The 15,986-nt window shown below is 71.5% G+C and carries 15 protein-coding genes; 8 read left to right on the plus strand and 7 right to left on the minus strand.

Going from position 1 to position 15,986, the window contains the following annotated elements:
• Positions 1 to 60: 60 nt before the first annotated feature.
• A complete protein-coding gene (locus ACFFRH_RS17670) occupies positions 61 to 858 on the minus strand; it encodes a glycerophosphodiester phosphodiesterase family protein (protein WP_344744138.1) in 798 nt (265 codons plus the stop codon).
• Between the two features lie 277 nt (positions 859 to 1,135).
• Between ACFFRH_RS17670 and qcrB the strand changes: the two genes are divergently transcribed.
• Positions 1,136 to 2,872, plus strand: coding sequence for a cytochrome bc1 complex cytochrome b subunit (gene qcrB / locus ACFFRH_RS17675; protein ID WP_344744139.1), 1,737 nt, complete (start codon positions 1,136 to 1,138; stop codon positions 2,870 to 2,872).
• 23 nt (positions 2,873 to 2,895) lie between these two features.
• Here qcrB and ACFFRH_RS17680 read toward each other — a convergent pair whose 3' ends face one another.
• The 5 genes from ACFFRH_RS17680 to ACFFRH_RS17700 all read right to left on the minus strand — a co-directional run bounded on the left by ACFFRH_RS17680 (position 2,896) and on the right by ACFFRH_RS17700 (position 7,470).
• A complete protein-coding gene (locus ACFFRH_RS17680) occupies positions 2,896 to 3,453 on the minus strand; it encodes a TrmH family RNA methyltransferase (protein ID WP_344744140.1) in 558 nt (185 codons plus the stop codon).
• A 190-nt stretch (positions 3,454 to 3,643) separates the two neighbouring features.
• Positions 3,644 to 4,255, minus strand: coding sequence for a class I SAM-dependent methyltransferase (locus ACFFRH_RS17685; RefSeq protein WP_344744189.1), 612 nt, complete (start codon positions 4,253 to 4,255; stop codon positions 3,644 to 3,646).
• Between the two features lie 289 nt (positions 4,256 to 4,544).
• Positions 4,545 to 5,492 carry a VWA domain-containing protein gene (locus tag ACFFRH_RS17690; RefSeq protein ID WP_344744141.1) on the minus strand — a complete coding sequence of 316 codons (948 nt, stop codon included), beginning with the start codon at positions 5,490 to 5,492 and terminating at the stop codon, positions 4,545 to 4,547.
• Positions 5,489 to 6,469, minus strand: a complete 981-nt coding sequence (locus ACFFRH_RS17695) for a DUF58 domain-containing protein (protein WP_344744142.1) — start codon at positions 6,467 to 6,469, stop codon at positions 5,489 to 5,491. Before ACFFRH_RS17695 ends, ACFFRH_RS17690 begins: the two co-directional genes overlap by 4 nt.
• Entirely contained in the window at positions 6,466 to 7,470 is a 1,005-nt protein-coding gene (locus ACFFRH_RS17700; RefSeq protein WP_344744143.1) for an AAA family ATPase, read from the minus strand. The genes ACFFRH_RS17695 and ACFFRH_RS17700 overlap by 4 nt, the downstream gene beginning before the upstream one ends.
• Positions 7,471 to 7,792: 322 nt before the next feature.
• Between ACFFRH_RS17700 and ACFFRH_RS17705 the strand changes: the two genes are divergently transcribed.
• From ACFFRH_RS17705 to ACFFRH_RS17735, 7 genes are all read left to right on the plus strand, one after another.
• Positions 7,793 to 8,557: a hypothetical protein gene (locus ACFFRH_RS17705; RefSeq protein ID WP_344744144.1), complete on the plus strand. Its 765-nt coding sequence runs from the start codon at positions 7,793 to 7,795 to the stop codon at positions 8,555 to 8,557.
• A 260-nt stretch (positions 8,558 to 8,817) separates the two neighbouring features.
• Positions 8,818 to 9,408: a PadR family transcriptional regulator gene (locus ACFFRH_RS17710; protein ID WP_344744145.1), complete on the plus strand. Its 591-nt coding sequence runs from the start codon at positions 8,818 to 8,820 to the stop codon at positions 9,406 to 9,408.
• A gap of 1 nt (position 9,409) precedes the next feature.
• Positions 9,410 to 10,873 (plus strand): FAD-dependent oxidoreductase, encoded by a 1,464-nt coding sequence (locus tag ACFFRH_RS17715; RefSeq protein ID WP_344744146.1) that lies wholly within the window; start codon positions 9,410 to 9,412, stop codon positions 10,871 to 10,873.
• 51 nt (positions 10,874 to 10,924) lie between these two features.
• Positions 10,925 to 11,863, plus strand: a complete 939-nt coding sequence (locus ACFFRH_RS17720) for a DUF2268 domain-containing putative Zn-dependent protease (protein ID WP_344744147.1) — start codon at positions 10,925 to 10,927, stop codon at positions 11,861 to 11,863.
• A 113-nt stretch (positions 11,864 to 11,976) separates the two neighbouring features.
• Positions 11,977 to 12,369, plus strand: coding sequence for a ChaB family protein (locus ACFFRH_RS17725; RefSeq protein ID WP_344744148.1), 393 nt, complete (start codon positions 11,977 to 11,979; stop codon positions 12,367 to 12,369).
• Between the two features lie 315 nt (positions 12,370 to 12,684).
• Positions 12,685 to 14,343 carry a catalase gene (locus tag ACFFRH_RS17730; RefSeq protein WP_344744149.1) on the plus strand — a complete coding sequence of 553 codons (1,659 nt, stop codon included), beginning with the start codon at positions 12,685 to 12,687 and terminating at the stop codon, positions 14,341 to 14,343.
• A gap of 275 nt (positions 14,344 to 14,618) precedes the next feature.
• Entirely contained in the window at positions 14,619 to 14,891 is a 273-nt protein-coding gene (locus ACFFRH_RS17735; RefSeq protein ID WP_344744150.1) for a WhiB family transcriptional regulator, read from the plus strand.
• On the opposite strand, the gene ACFFRH_RS17740 is transcribed toward ACFFRH_RS17735, so the two are convergent.
• Complete coding sequence (locus tag ACFFRH_RS17740) at positions 14,884 to 15,960, minus strand: DUF72 domain-containing protein (RefSeq protein WP_344744152.1); 1,077 nt, start codon at positions 15,958 to 15,960, stop codon at positions 14,884 to 14,886. The genes ACFFRH_RS17735 and ACFFRH_RS17740 overlap by 8 nt on opposite strands.
• Positions 15,961 to 15,986 lie beyond the last annotated feature (26 nt).

A 15,986-nucleotide genomic window follows, 5' to 3' on the forward strand; every position in this document is an offset into this window, starting at 1 on the left:
AAAGAAGAGGGAAAGAAGAGGGAAAGAAGGGGAAGAGGCGGGATCGGCGCTCGTGGAGGTCTACACGGCGAGACGGCCCGGATACCACTGGCCGCGGGCCTCGAGCACGTCGCGCAGCCCCGAGATGTTGTCGGTCATCAGGCCGTCCACCCCGAGGTCGAGCAGGCGTTCCATCACCCCGGTGTCGTTCACGGTCCACACGTGGATCTGCATGCCGAGCGCGTGCGCCGTGCGGATCAGGGCGGGCGTGGTGATCCGCAGGCCGCGGAAGCCCACCGGCACCTGCGCGCACGGCACCCCGGCGCGGGCCAGGCGGGCGAGCAGACGGCCGTACCCGGAGGTGGTGGCGGCGGCGCGCAGGGTCGCCACGCCGCGCGGGCCCAGCGAGGAGCAGACCTCGCGGCCGATCGCGGCGCGGGCCCTGGCGAGCCGCTCCTCGGAGAAGGAGGTGAGGCAGATCCGGTCGTGGGCGGCGGTCCGGCCGATCGCCCTGGCGAGCGGCGCTATGGCCGCCGACTCCTTGACGTCGATGTTGAAGCGCGCCTCGGGCCACGAGCCCAGCAGGTCCTCCATCAGCGGGATCTCGTCCACGCCGCCGATCCGCGCCTCGCGCACCGTCCGGTACGGCAGCTCGGCGATCCGGCCCCTGCGGTCGGTCACCCGGTCCAGGGTGTGGTCGTGGAAGGCCAGCAGCACCCCGTCGGAGGTGGCGTGCGCGTCGGTCTCCAGATAGGTGTAACCGAGTTCGACGGCCCGTTCGAAGGCGGCGAAGGTGTTCTCCCTGCCCTCGGCGGCTCCACCCCGGTGGGCGAAGGGCAGGGGCCCGGGATGGTCAAGGAAGGGATGACGACGTCGCACGTGCAGGAGTATGCCCCCTGAGGGCTGGACACGTCATCGCGGGTGGGTGAACGTTTGGATCACAAGGTGCGGAACGGGACGCGGCGACGGCCCCGGCGCGGCCGTACGCCGGGCAGGGCTTTGCCCTGACCTGCCCGTCGCCGTGAACGAACCTGCCCATCGCCGTGGATGATGGGAAATACCTGGTTGTTCACGGCGGACCTCGCCGTTCCGCCTGATTTCCGGTCTTCGGGCGCGGCGATGTCGAGGCGGAGGTCCGTGAGAGCGGAGGCCGCGCATGAGCAAGGGAAGCACGCCCGGACACCTGGCGCGGGTGGGTGGTTTCGCCGACGACCGCCTCGGCGCGGCGGGGTTCCTCAAGCGGAACATGCGGAAGATCTTTCCCGACCACTGGACGTTCCTGCTGGGCGAGATCCCCCTCTACTCGTTCGTCATCCTGCTGCTGACCGGCACGTTCCTGACGTTCTTCTTCAAGCCCGGCATGGAGGAGATCGCCTACGGCGGCTCCTACGCGCCGCTCAAGGGCGTCATGATGTCCGAGGCGTACGCCTCGTCACTGGACATCAGCTTCGACGTGCGCGGGGGCCTGCTGATGCGGCAGACGCACCACTGGGCGGCCCTGCTGTTCATCGGCGGCATGATGATCCACATGCTCCGGGTGTTCTTCAACGGCGCCTACCGCAAGCCCCGCGAGCTGAACTGGCTGATCGGCGTCGCCCTGCTGGCCCTCGCCCTGTTCGAGGGCCTGACCGGCTACTCCCTGCTCGACGACCTGCTCTCCGGCGCCGGCCTGCGGATCACCGCCGGGGTGGCGCAGTCGCTGCCGGTGGTCGGCACCTGGCTCACCTTCTTCCTCGTCGGCGGCGATTATCCCGGTGACGACATCATCTCGCGCTTCTACTCGATCCACATCCTGCTCCTGCCGGGCATCCTGCTCGCGCTCATCACCGCCCACCTGATCCTGACGTGGGTGCTGAAGCACACGCAGATGCCGGGCAAGGGCCGCACCAACGACAACGTGGTGGGCGCGCCGACCTACCCCTCCTTCATGGCCAAGTCGGGCGCCTACTTCATGTTCACCTTCGGCGTCGTCGCGCTGCTGGGCACCTTCGCCCAGATCAACCCCGTCTGGCTGTACGGCCCCTACAAGCCGTCCGACATCTCGGCGGGCTCCCAGCCCGACTTCTACCTGGCGTTCCTGGACGGCTCGCTGCGCCTGATGCCCGCCTGGGAGATCAACTTCCTGGGCTTCACGCTGCCGATGAGCGTGATCGTCCCGGCGCTCGCCCCGCTGGGGATCATCCTGCTGGGCCTGGTCCTGTACCCGTTCGCCGAGCAGTGGATCACCGGGGACCGGCGCGAGCACAACCTCGTCGACCGTCCCCGCAACAACCCGCACCGCACCGCGATCGGCATGTCGGCGGTCACGTTCTACGGCGTCCTGTGGCTGATGGCCGCCACCGACGTGATCGCCGCGTTCTTCCACCTCTCGATAAACATGATCATCTACGTCGGCCGGGGCCTGGTCTTCCTCGGCCCGGCCCTGGCGTACTTCGTCACCTACCGAATCTGTCTGGGCCTGCAGCGCCGCGACGCCGACGCCCTCGGGCACGGCGTGGAGACCGGCGTGATCAAGCGCCGGCCCACCGGGGAGTACATCGAGGTCCACGTCCCGCCCATGGAGTCCATCGAGGCCCAGGTGCGAGGCAAGGAGCCGGTCCCGATCGTCGCGGGGACGGACGAGGACGGCGACGCTGTCCAGGCGCACAACGGCGAGCACCACCCGCTCCGCAGGCTGCGCGCCATGATGAGCAGGGCGTACGGCGGGGAGAAGGTCCCGCTCGACGGGGGCGACGACCACGACGGCCACGGCGAGCGTGACCGCGCCGGGCGCGGCGAGCACAACGGTCATGACGGTCATGACGACGGCGACGGGCACGACAGGCGCGAGGGACGTGACCGCGCCGGGCGCGCGGCCGTCGGGCCGGGAACGGACGAGAACAGGCCGCCGTGACCGGTCCGACGGCCGCACGGCCCTCACTCCTCGGGCGGCACCTTGCCCGACCACTCCTGGCGGCGGGCCTCGGCCACCGCGATCGCCGCCGCCACCGCGACGTTGAACGAACCGACCCGGCCGACCTGGGGGATGTAGCAGACGCCGTCGGCGGCCTCCAGCAGCGCGGGGGAGCACCCGTGGTCCTCGCTGCCCACCACCAGGCACACGTCCCCGCCCAGCTTGGCCTCGAACAGGGGCACGGCGTCCCCGGTCAGCTCCACCGCGACCACCGCGAACCCGTCCTCCTTGGCCGCCCGTACGGCCTCCAGGACGGGGACCGGCTCCTCCCAGGCCACCAGCCTGTCGGTGCCCAGCGCGGTCTTCTGCGCCTTGGGGTTGGTCGGCGGCGTGGCGTTGCCCGCCAGCCAGACCCGCTCCACGCCGAAGGCGGCGGCCGTGCGGAAGATGGAACCGATGTTGAACGGGCCGGTCACCGACTCCAGGATCAGGGCCAGCCGCCCCTCGGTGTTCCTGCGCCAGGTGCGGTTGAGGCGCTTGACATCGGTCGGGCGCAGCTGCCTGCGCGGGTTCGCCGTCATCGGTCGTTCACCGTTCCTCGTCGTTCCTCGTTCGTTCCGCGTGTCTCGCGGTGATCCGCGCCTCGCCCGTCACCGTGCCCCCGGTCGTGCCCGCCTGCCCGCGCCTGTCCGCCCGCGCTCGCCCGCCCGTGCCCGCCTGCCCGTACCCGGCCCCGCCGTGCCGGTGCGCGGCTCGCGGGGGAGCGGGGGCTCACCGCGGCTCCGCCTCCGGGCGCGCCGCCACCCGGAGGATCCGGTACGAGGAGCGGGAGGCCACGCGCTCGGTGGGCCAGCCGCGCTCGTTCAGCCAGCGCTGCAGGGAGTCGGAGCCCAGGTGCTTCTGGACCACCAGGTGGGCGACGCCGTCCGGGGTGAGGCGCGACAGCCAGCGGGTCAGCATCTCGTGCATCGCGGCCTTGCCGATGCGGATCGCCGGATTGGACCAGATGGCGGAGAACCGCACCTCCGGCGGGACCTCGTCGACATGCATGGACCTTACTTTGTCAAGGGAGGCGGCCCTGGCGTTTCTCGCGCACAGCTCGACCGACCTGCGGTTGACGTCCACCGCCCAGACCGTCGCCTCCGGGGCGCGTGAGGCCATCGTCAGCGCGATCGGCCCGTAGCCGCAGCCCAGGTCGAGCAGGTCGCCGCCCGGCGGCGGAGGGGGGACGCTCTCCAGCAGGATCCGGGTGCCCTGGTCGACGCGCTCGGCGGAGAACACCCCGCTGTCGGTCTCCAGCTTCAGATGGAGGTCGGGGAGCACGAGCGTGACCGAGCCGGGACGGCCCGCGGTCTCCGGACGCTCCTCGAAGTAATGTGCCACGTCGTAGAACGTTACCAACGGCCGGGACCGGCTCAGGGCGGCCGCGCCCCCGGCCCCGTCCCTGGCCCTGTCCCTGCTTGCCCTTGCCCCTGCCCCGGCCATGCCCCCGGCCATGCCCCCGGCCATGCTGCCTGCGCTGCCCGCCGCGACTCCGGTGGGACCCTGGTCGTGGCCCCACCGCGGGGCCGCCCGTCACGCCCGTCCGCACCACGTGAGGCCGCACGGGGTGTGATGGGCGCGAGACCGCGTGAGGCCGCAAGGGGTTGAGGGGCGTGAGGCCGCGGGAGGGTCAGGGGATCCGCGACCCCAGCAGCAGGGCCGTCCCGGCGGTCACCAGCCCGGCCAGGATCGCCGCCACCACGAACCACTGGGTGATCTCCTGGTTGACCGTCCGGTACCCCAGCGAGGTGCCGATCTGCTCGTACACCTGCTTCAGCTCGCTGCCCGACTCCGCCTCGTAGGCCCGGCCGCCCGTGCCCTCCGACAGGGTCTGCAGGGTGGCCTTGTTCACCGGTACGTTCACGTCGCGGCCGTCGATCGAGACCGTCCCCTCCTGGGTGCCGTAGGCGATCGTGGAGACCGGGACCCGCACGCTCTTGGCCGCGTCGATCGCCTCGGCCACCGAACGTCCCGAGGTGTTGTCGCCGTCGGACAGCAGCACGATCGCGGCCGGGGGCGGGTCGGTCACCGCCTGCTGGTCGAAGGAGCGCAGCGACTCCAGGGAGCTGAACACCGCCTCGCCGATCGCGGTGCCCGCCCGGGTGCTGAGGGTGCCCAGGGAGGTGCCGACCGCCTGGTGGTCGGTGGTGGGCGAGACCACGACCGAGGCGGACCTGGCGAAGGCGACCAGCCCGACGTTGAAGCGTTCCGGCAGGTCCGTGACGAACTTCTGGGCGGCCTCCTTGGCCGCGGTGATCCGGTTCGGCTGGACGTCGTCGGCCTCCATCGAGAGCGAGACGTCCAGCGCGATGATGATCGTCGCCCGGTCGCGGGGAATGCGCACCGAGTCGGCGGGCCGGGCCGCGCCCACGATCAGCAGGCTCATCATGACGAGGAACAGCGCCGGGGCCACGTGCCGCCGCCAGCCGGGCCCCGCGGGGGCCACCAGCGTCAGCAGGGGCAGGTTGGTGAAGCGCAGCGCGTAGCGGCGCCGGGCGAACTGGGCGGCCACGTAGCCCGCCACGAGCAGCGCCAGCGCGGCGAACAGCCACAGCCAGACCGGAGAGAGGAAGGTCACCGTGTCGCTCCCGACCTCGGGGGCCGATGGGTCAGGTGCGCCATGCGGCGCTGCCGCAGCACGAACTGGGCGATGTCGAACACCCAGTCGCGGTCGGTGCGCAGCACCAGGTGGGCCACCCCGCAGCGGCGCAACGCCACCTGGTTGGTCATCCGCTGCGCGGCGGCGGCCTCCGCGTACGCCCGGCGAACCCTGGGCGTGAGCTGGATCTGGCGGCTCCGCCCCGTCTCCGGGTCGGTCATGCTGACCAGCCCCACCGGCGGCAGCTCCAGCTCGCGAGGGTCGATCACCTCGACGGCCAGCACCTGGTGGTGGGCAGCCAGGCGGCGGATCGGCCGCTCCCAGGGCAGCTCCAGGCCGGGATCGAGGGTGGGCTCGGGATCGAGGAAGTCGGAGACGATCACCCGCAGGCCGCGCCGCCGCCGCGCCGAGGCCAGGATCTCGATCGCCTCGGCCAGGTCGGGGGCACCGGCGACGGCGCGTCCCCTGGGGGCGTCCATCAGCGAGTGCAGCAGGCCGTACAGCGCCGGGCGGCCGTTCCTGGCGGGCATCCGGTGGACGTACTCGTCGTGCAGGACGTACGTGCCGAAGCGGTTGCCGATCCGGCCCGACAGGAAGCCGATCGCCCCGACGGCGGCCACGACCAGGTCCCGCTTCTCCATGGCGGCGGTGCCGAAGTCCATGCTGGGCGACAGGTCCGCCAGGGCCCAGGTCTCCAGCTCCCGGTCGGCGATCAGGTCGCGCACGTGCGGGACGGTCGTGCGGGCGGTCACCGACCAGTCCATCCGCCGGATGTCGTCCTCGCCGGGCACGTAGACCCGGCTGTCGCCGAACTCGCTCCCAGGACCGGGAAGCAGCCCCTGGTACGCGCCCTGCAGCAGCCCGTCCAGGCGCCGGACGATCGTGAGCTCCAGACGCCGCAACGCCTGCTCGGCCGTACTCAGGTCAGGATCGCCGGTGCCCTGGAGGCCGGTCACCGGGGGCCCTGGTTCCAGACGACCAGCGGGGGCGGCACGGCGGCGAGGATCTGGCGGACCACGTCCTCGGGGTCGATCCCGTCGGCGATGGCGTCGAAGGTGAGCATCAGCCGGTGGGACATCACGTCCACCGCCACGTCGCGCACGTCGTCGGGGAGCAGGTAGTCGCGGCCGCGCAGCAGCGCCAGACCGCGTCCCGCGGCGACCAGGCCGAGGGTGGCCCGGGGGCTCACGCCGATCTCGATGTTCTCCTGCAGCTCGGCCAGGCCGTACTCGGCGGGGGAGCGGGTGGCCATCACGAGCCTGACCACGTAGTCGGCGACGAGCTGGTGGACCGAGACCTGGTCGGCCATGGCCTGCAGCGCGGCCAGCCGCGCGGGGTCGAGCACCGGCCTGGGGGTCGGCGGGGTCACGCTCATCCGGTGCAGGATCTCCAGCTCCTCGTGGGCGCTGGGATGGGTGACGCGGACCTTGAACAGGAACCGGTCGCGCTGGACCTCGGGGAGGGGGTAGACGCCCTCGGACTCGATCGGGTTCTGGGTGGCCAGCACGATGAACGGTCTCGGCAGCGAGTGGGTCTCCCCGGCCAGGGTCACCTGCCGCTCGGCCATGACCTCCAGCAGCGCCGACTGCACCTTGGCCGGGGCCCTGTTGATCTCGTCGGCGAGCAGGAAGTTGACGAACACCGGGCCGAGCTCGACGTCGAAGGCCTCGCGGGAGGGGTGGTACACCCGGGTCCCCACGATGTCGCTCGGGACCAGGTCCGGGGTGAACTGGATGCGGGCGAACTCGCCGCCGACCACCGTGGCCAGGGTCGAGGCCGCCAGGGTCTTGGCCACCCCCGGCACCCCCTCCAGCAGGCAGTGGCCCCTGGCCAGGAGCGCCACGAGCAGCCGCTCCACCATGTGCTCCTGCCCGACGATGACCCGCCGGACCTCGGCCAGGGCGTCGCGCAGCAATCCGGTGTCGGTCTCGCTCGGCAGTTCTTCGGCGACGGTCATGTCGGTATTCCATCAAATGAAAAGGCGGCTCGCACGACGGGCCCGCTCCGTATTTCCTGACAGTGCCCGCCGACCGTCCCCCGATCGCCCGCCGATCGCCCGCCGACCGCCCCCCCGCCTGCCCTCCGCCTGCTCGGCGCGTGCCCTCCGGTTGCCCGCCGCGAGCCCGTGCGGCGCCTCCCGCGTGTCTCTCGCCTGCCGCCGCACGCCTCTCACGTGCCCGCCGCGTGCCCTCCTCGTGTCCCCGGGTGTCCCCCGGGTGTCCCCGGCTGCCCACCGGGCGTGGCCGCGGGGCGCGGTGTGATCGGCGGGGTGTGCTTTCATGTCAGACGTGGCCACTCCACTCCAGTACGGTGACCCGCCCCAGCTTGGGCCCTTCCTCGTGCAGGCCCGGCTGCGCGTGGGACCCGCCGGGCTGGTCTACCTCGGGCTGGCGCCCGACGGCCGGGCCGTCTCGGTCGCGGTGCTGACCAAGGGGGCGGCGCTCGACCCGGCGGCCCGCGACCGCTTCGTCACCGGGGTCCGCGACGCGACGGCGAGCCGTTCCGGCGTACGGGGCTGGGTGGCGAGGGCGACACGCGCGCGCACCGCCGTGGCCGACACGGTCCCGCAGGTGCTGGCGATGGACGGCGGGAGCGCCCCGTGGGTGGCCACGCCGTACGAGCCCGACAGGGCCGGGGCGGAGCGGTTCCTGGAGCCGGTGCTGGTCAGCGGCACGCTGATCGGCGAGCAGCACGGCCCCGATTTCGCGCCGCACTGGGTGGGCGACCGCTCGCCCGCGCTGCCCGCGCCGCCCAAGGGCGCGGCGCCGCTGACCGAGACCCGCAGGTCCGTGATCATCGCCGGGGTCGTGCTGACCGTGCTGCTCGTGCTGCTGGCGGTGATGGTCTGGTTCCTGCTGCGCAAGGAGGACGACTTCGAGCCGCTGCCGAGGCCGCTGCCGCCCACGGTGTTCGTCCCGACCCCGCCGCCGGTCCCGGCGACGCCCGAGCCGGGCCAGCCCACCCCGTCGCCGTCGCCGAGCCAGAGCGGGACCGGCACGCCCGGCCCCGAGGAGGGCGACGAGAACGAGGGCGAGCCCATCTAGGGACGCCCGTCCGGGGGCGCCCGACGCGCCGGGGCCGGATGTACCCGCTGTACCCGCCGGGCTCGAAGCGAGCCGGTGCCGGTGGATGCCCGCGTGGAGGGAACACGTGGGTCTTCCCTGGTGAGTACACGCCCGCCGGGCTCGAAGACGAGCCGGTGGAGGTCCGGGCAGGGCGATTTCATGGATCTCCCCTTATCCTACTACTCGTTTACGAGTACTCATGTTTGACTTCCTTCGCCTACTCGTGTTTGAGTAGTCGCATGAGTAGTACACGATTGTTCATCCTGGGGGCGCTGGCCCGCCGGGGGCCGATGCACGGTCACCAGATCCGCCAGAGCGCGCAGACGGACCGGACCGAGCTGTGGACCGACATCAAGGTCGGATCCCTGTACGGGGCCCTGCACCGGATGGAGGCCGAAGGGGTGATCGAGACGGTGCGCACCGAGCAGCAGGGCAACCTCCCGGCGCGGACCGTCTACGCGATCACCGAGGACGGCGGGCTGGAGCTGGAGTCACTGCGTGAGGCGGCCCTGCGTGACACCCGCCTGCGGCCCGATCCCGTGGACCTCGCCCTCCAGCTCAGCTCCGACATGGGCGAGGGGGAGCTGCGGGCCGTCATCGAGGACCGGCACCGCAAGCTCACCGCCGAGCTCCAGACCTGGCAGCGGCTGAGGGAGGCGGCCACCCCCCACCTCCGTGGCCTCGAACCGCTCGGCTTCGACCACACCCTCGTCCGCCTGCGGGCGGAGATCGCCTGGCACGAGACGCTGCTTGAGGAACTGCCCCGGCTTCTCGGCGCCGAGGAATCCCCCGGGACGCCCTCCGGCGACGACGAGGGTGAGGGAGCCTGACATGCCCGCAAAACCACTCGACGTCCTCGTCGTCGGAGGCGGCATAGGGGGCCTGGCGCTGGCCCAGGCGCTGCTGCCGTCCGGGGTGAACGTCCAGGTCTACGAGCGCGAGCGCGACGCCGCCGACTGGGTGCGGGGCTACCGTATCCACCTGAACCAGGTCGGCAGCCGGGCGTTGCACCGGTGCCTGCCGGGCCCGCTGTGGGAGGCGTTCCTCGCCACCTCCGGCCACCCAGGCCCCGGCTTCGGCTTCCACACCCATCGGCTGCGGGAGCTCGTGTTCGTGGAGGAGAGCGTGATGACCGGCGGGGCCGCCGACCCCTCGGGCGGCCAGTACGCGGTCAGCCGCACCACCCTGCGCAGGCTCCTGCTGGCCGGGCTGGAGGGCGTCGTCCACCACGGCAGGACGTTCCAGCGCTACGAGGTGAGGCCGGACGGCAGGATCGTCGCCTTCTTCGCCGACGGCACCTCGGCCACCGGGGACGTGCTGGTCGGCGCGGACGGTGCCGGCTCGCGGGTACGCGGCCAGTATCTGCCGCGGGCCCGCCGCGTCGACACCGGCGCGCTCGCGATCGGCGCCCGGCTGCCGCTGGACGACCAGGCCCGCGGGTGGCTGCCGGGAAACCTCGCCGACGGGCTCAACCTCATCCTGCCGCCGAGCGGGAGCGCCATGTTCACCGCCGCCTTCAACGGCAGGCGCAGGGCGGAGAGCCTCCTCGCCCGGGGGACGGGCCCCGGTCCCGCCCGCGAGGCCGGGACCGCCGCCGGAGGGGCCGCCGCCGCGCGGGAAGGGGGCCTCGCCGATCTGGAGACCGGCCTCGCCGGGTTCGGGCTCGACCTGAGGTCCCTCGCCGATGATCTGCAGGACTACGTGCTGTGGGCCTTCGTCGCCCCTCGCGGGGCCTACCCGGCCGGGGCCGCGGGCCTCGACGGCGACGGGCTCAAGGATCTGGCCGGGACGATGACCTCCGGCTGGCACCCCGCCCTGCGCCGTCTGGTCGCCGAGGCGGATCCGGCCAGTGTCCAGTTGATGCCGTTCAAGACCTCCGTCCCGGTCGGCAGGTGGCCCGCGACGCCGGTGACGCTGCTCGGGGACGCCATCCACAACATGACGCCCGCGATGGGCTTCGGCGCCAACACGGCGCTGCGCGACGCCGCCCTGCTGGCGAGCGGGCTGGCGGCGTTCCAGCGGGGTAGGGGCACCCTGACGGAGGCCATAGGCGGCTACGAGGCACGGATGCGCGCGTACGGCTTCGGCGCCGTCCGTACCTCCGCGAGGTTCACGGAGTTCATGATCTCCGGCAGTCCTCTCGTCCGGCGCGGCGCGAAGGCCTGGTTCCGCCTGTGCGACGCCCTGCCGCCGGTCAAGCGGATGAGCTTCGGCCGCCTGTGGACCGACAGCACCGACAGCACCGGCCCTGCCGACAGCACGGCGCTCCCGCCTTCCCCGGGTCCTCGCGGGTGAGCGGGGAATTCGCTTGAGTCTCCCGTAACGGGAGCTTTTACCATCCGGGGCATGGAAATCATCGTTCACGACACCCCCCGGGCCATGCTTGACCTGGTGAACCTCCCGCTGGAACGGCGTCCGGAAGCATTGCGCGCGATGCTGGCGCCGATGCGCGAGGCCATCCCCATGCCCGGCGATCTCGTCGACATCCACCACGTGGGCGGCGGCTTCCGGGTGGACCGTGACGACGACCGCCACCTTCCCGCGCTGCGGCGGCTGGTCGAGCGGGACGTGCGCGGCCAGGTCGAGGATGCCCTGCGGTCCGCCTGGAGGCGCCTCGGCGAGGCCGTGCCGGATATCAAGGGGCCGGAGAGCCTGCGGGTCATGTTCGTGCTCGGCGACCCCGACGACGCGTACCTCATGAACACCGCCGGTGGCTACTACGGGATGGGCGGCTCGCCGGGCTGGCTCTACCTGCTGGCCTGGCCCGCGGACGACGTCATCGGCAGGATCGCCCACTGCGCGGTGCACGAGTTCCACCACCAGGTGCGCTACCACAACGTGGAGTGGAACCCCGCGACGGTCACGGTCGGCGAGCACATCGTGTCCGAGGGGCTCGCCGAGGCGTTCGTCAGGGAGCTGTCGGGTCCCGAGGCCATGGGCCCGTGGTCGGGGATGGTGACCGGCGCGGAGTTCGACCGCGCGTACGACACGATCACCGCCGCCGCCGGTCTGCAGGGCATGTGGAACACCCCGGCCTACGTGCTGGGCGACACGGCCATGAGCAGGTTCGGCCGGGAACCGGCCGGCGTGCCCGACATGGCCGGCTACGGCGTGGGCCTGCGCATCGTCGACGCCCACCTGGCCGCGTCCGGCCTGACGGCCGTGGAGAGCACGGTGCTGCCCGGGGAGGAGATCCTGCGCAACGCCGGGGTGATCGTCCGGCCTCATGCCCTCCCTCCCCAGGAGTCCGGCCGCCGCTCTCACGACAGGGGGCTCGCGAGCTGACATGCGAGCGGGTGCCGGCCGCCGCGGCGCGGGAGGTGAGGGCATGATTGGCGGCCGGGTGGGCATGTCCGCCGTCGAGGTTGTGACCTGCGAAGAGGAGAGGTGATCACGCCATGCCGGCACGCGAGGAGATCCCGACCACCCTGCGGCGTTCGCCGAAGAAGGCGCAGGAGACGTGGATCAAGGCACATGACTCCGCGGTGGAGACCTACGGGGAGGGGGAGCGGGCGCACCGTACGGCGTTCGCCGCGCTGAAGCACTCCTTCGAGAAGGTCGGCGACCACTGGGAGCCGAAGGCCCGCAAGGGGCCGTCCGACGACCGCGCCGCCCGGGGCGGGCTCAGGGGAGGCCGGAGCGCGGAGGGGGTGGACGCCAACGCCTCCAAGCGGCACCTGTACGACGTGGCCAGGCGCCTGGACGTCAAGGGGAGGTCCACGATGTCGAAGGAGGAGCTGGTCGCGGCCATCGGGAAGGCGAACCGGCGGGCCACGGCGAAGGCCCGCTGAGGCCCGCTGAGGCTCCCTGAGGTCCGTTGAGGCTCCCCTGGGTCCGGGTGGCTCCGCCGAAGCCTGTAGTGGCGAGGGGAGCCCCACCGGGGCTGATGGTGGCGCGGGCTCGCCGGGGTCCTGGACGCCGGACGCCTCGCCCGAGAACGGCCGTCCGTTCTCGGGCGAGGTATCACCGCGTTTAAATTGCTGTCCCTTTTGCGTAGATTCCCTTCCTTATCGCTATGAAGCGACTTATGTCGGATAAGGAGGATCGTGTGCCGATGTGCGGATCGGTGCGCCGGAAGCGACCGCAGCAGGGAAGGAAGCGCCGTCATGACGGATGTGTCGAGCATGGGACCCCAGCCGGGCGATGACCGTCCGGTCCTGACCAATCGCCAGGGGCACCAGGTCTACGACAACCAGAACCAGCGCACGGTCGGCGCGAGGGGTCCGGCCACGCTGGAGAACTACCAGTTCCTGGAGAAGATCAGCCATTTCGACCGCGAACGCATCCCCGAGCGGGTGGTCCACGCCCGGGGGGTGACCACCTACGGCTACTTCGAGGCCTACGGCAAGCTCGGTGACGAGCCGATCGGCCGCTACACGCGGGCGAAGCTCTTCCAGGAGGCCGGGAAACGGACCGACGTGGCCGTACGGTTCTCCACGGTGATCGGCGGCAGGGACTCCTCGGAGGCCGCCCGGGACCCGCGCGGGTTCGCGGTGAAGTTCTACACCGAGGACGGCAACTGGGACCTCGTCGGCAACGACCTGGCGGTCTTCTTCATCAGGGACGCCATCAAGTTCCCCGACGTGATCCACTCGCTCAAACCGGACCCGGTGACGTTCAGGCAGGAGCCCGGCCGGATCTTCGACTTCATGTCGCAGACCCCGGAGAGCATGCACATGATCGTCAACCTGTTCAGCCCGCGCGGCATCCCCGCCGACTACCGGCACATGCAGGGATTCGGCGTCAACACCTACAAGTGGGTGAACGCGCAGGGCGAGACCCACCTGGTCAAGTACCACTGGATGCCCAAACAGGGCGTGCGCAGCATGACCGCCGAGGACGCCGCCGCCGTACAGGCGCGGGAGCTCGGGCACGCCACCAAGGACCTGCACGAGGCGATCGACCGCGGCGACTTCCCCGAGTGGGAGCTGCTGGTGCAGATCATGAGCGACGACGACCATCCCGAGCTGGACTTCGACCCGCTGGACGACACCAAGGTGTGGCCGGAGGACCGGTTCCCGGCCATGCCGGTCGGCAGGATGGTCCTGGACCGCAACGTGGCCAACAACTTCGCCGAGAACGAGCAGATCTCCTTCGGCACCGGCGTCCTGGTCGACGGTCTCGACTTCTCCGACGACAAGATGCTGACGGGCCGCACGTTCTCCTACAGCGACACCCAGCGCTACCGGGTGGGTCCCAACTACCTGCAGCTGCCTGTCAACCAGGCCAAGCACGCCGAGGTGCGCACCAACCAGCGTGACGGCCAGATGACCTACCACGTCGACGGGGAGGGCGAGAACCCGCACGTCAACTACGAGCCGTCCATCACCGGGGGGCTCAGGGAGGGGCGCTACCCCACCCACGACGAGCAGGGCCCGGTCGTCTCGGGACGGCTGACCCGCAAGCGCATCCCGCGTACCGACGACTACACCCAGGCGGGCCAGCGCTACCTGCTGATGGAGCAGTGGGAGCGCGACGACCTCGTCCTGAACTTCGTCGACATGCTGTCCCAGGCCGCGCGCCCGGTCCAGGAGCGCATGGTCTGGCACTTCCTGATGGTCGAGGACGATCTCGGTCTCAGGGTCGGGGAGGGGCTCGGGATCGCTCCCGACGACGTCTCCCACCTGGAGCCGCTGGCCGGTCAGGACCTGAGCGACGAGGACCGCGAGCGGATGTCCCGGCTCGGCAAGAACGGGTCCCGCGACGTGAGCGGTATGAAGATGACCCACTGCGTGCCCAACGAGCGGGCGCGGGTGGAGCGGTAGGGGCCGCCACCGGGCCGGAGCGAGCGGTGCTCCGGCCCGGTGGGGTGGGAGGCGTGAGCGGGTGACCACCGCGCCGAGACGGCGTCCCGAGACGGGAGAAGATGATCCACCCGCTCCGGGAGGCTGTTGACCAGGAGCTTCGAGGCAGGGAGAAACCCTCGGTCAAGGTCGCCCGATTTTTCCGCTTAAAAGGTATGAATGCCATTACAGCGGGCACGCGATCCTCAACCCGAGCCGCCAGCACCTGAGCCGTTCCGACTCCCAATTGGATTGCCATGCCTGCTAAGAGCAACGTCATTCCGATCATCCACTGGTCCCGCCGCTCGTCGTGCCTGAGTGAGGACCCCGAGCTGTTCTTCCCCGTGTCCTACGAGGGGCCGGGCCGTGAGCAGTACGAGCGCGCCAGAGCCGTGTGCCGCCGTTGCCCGGTGCGCGGGCGCTGCCTGGAGTACGCGTTGAACACCCAGCAGATGTACGGCGTCTGGGGAGGCACCACCCCGGAGGAGCGCAGGGCCACCATGACCGGGGCGAGACGGCGGGTCAGATAGCGGCTCCGCCGCGCCGGCCCGCGCTTCGGCCCTTTTCCGGCCCGCCCGCTCCGCCTCCGCCGTGCCCGTTCGGCGCCCGCTCCGGTGTGTCCGGTCCACCTGGTTCTTCGAGGTCACCCGGCTCACCGGCCTCACCGGCCTCACCGGCCTCACCGGCCTCACCGGCCTCACCGGCCTCGCCGGACCCGTCTGATCCGCCGACGAGGGCGCGGAACCGGGCGGCGTTGCGCTGGGAGTTGTCCGCGCAGCAGTTGTTGAAGAGCACGTGGGTCGTCTCGGCGCCCTCCGCGAGCTCCCGTACCCTGGCCGCCCACCGCCCGAGTTCCGGCTCCGAGTACATGTACGCGAAGCGCTCGTCGATGTTCTTGCTGGTCCACTTGTCGGAGTGCCCGTGCAGCCGCACCACGGCGAGGTCGGAGGTCGCGGCCAGGACCGGCGGGATCGACGAGGTGTGCCCCTGGGGCATGTCGACCCCCACGTACGCGAGGTCGTGCCCGGCCAGGAAGGCGAGGGTGTCCTCGCGGTTCTCCTCGTCCATCCAGGTGTGGTTGCGGAACTCGACACTGACGCGCATCGGCGCGCAGCGCCGGGCGCACTCCAGGATGTAGCGCCTGTTGCCCTCCCCGATCGGGAACCACGGCGGGAACTGGAAGAGCACCGCCCCCAGCTTGCCCGCCTCGTGCAGCGGCTCCAGCGCGCCGAGGAAGCGCCGCCAGACCTCGTCGGCGATCTCCGGCGGCACGTCCTTCGGGTAGAGGTTGCGCTGCGGCGGCGCGCCGAGGCTCTCCCGCAGGTCCTTGTAGAGGGAGGCGGGCCGGGTGGGGTGCCCGGTCAGCAGGGAGAACGCCTTGACGTCGAAGGTGAACCCCGGGGGCGTGCGGTCCCGCCACGCCTCCACGGTGCTCAGCGACGGCGGGTGGTAGTAGGTGGCGTCCACCTCGGCGATCGGGAACCTCGTCGCGTAGTAGGCCAGGCGTTTCGCCGGGGTCGAGGCGTCGTCGGGGTACCAGCCCGACTCCAGCAGCGACCGGTGCGTCCACGAGGCCGTGCCCACGAGGATCCTGCCCATACTCGCGTCCTCCCTGACGGGTCCGA

Origin of the sequence: Streptosporangium vulgare (assembly GCF_042428775.1) — a bacterium.
GTDB classification, from domain to species: Bacteria; Actinomycetota; Actinomycetes; order Streptosporangiales; family Streptosporangiaceae; genus Streptosporangium; species Streptosporangium vulgare.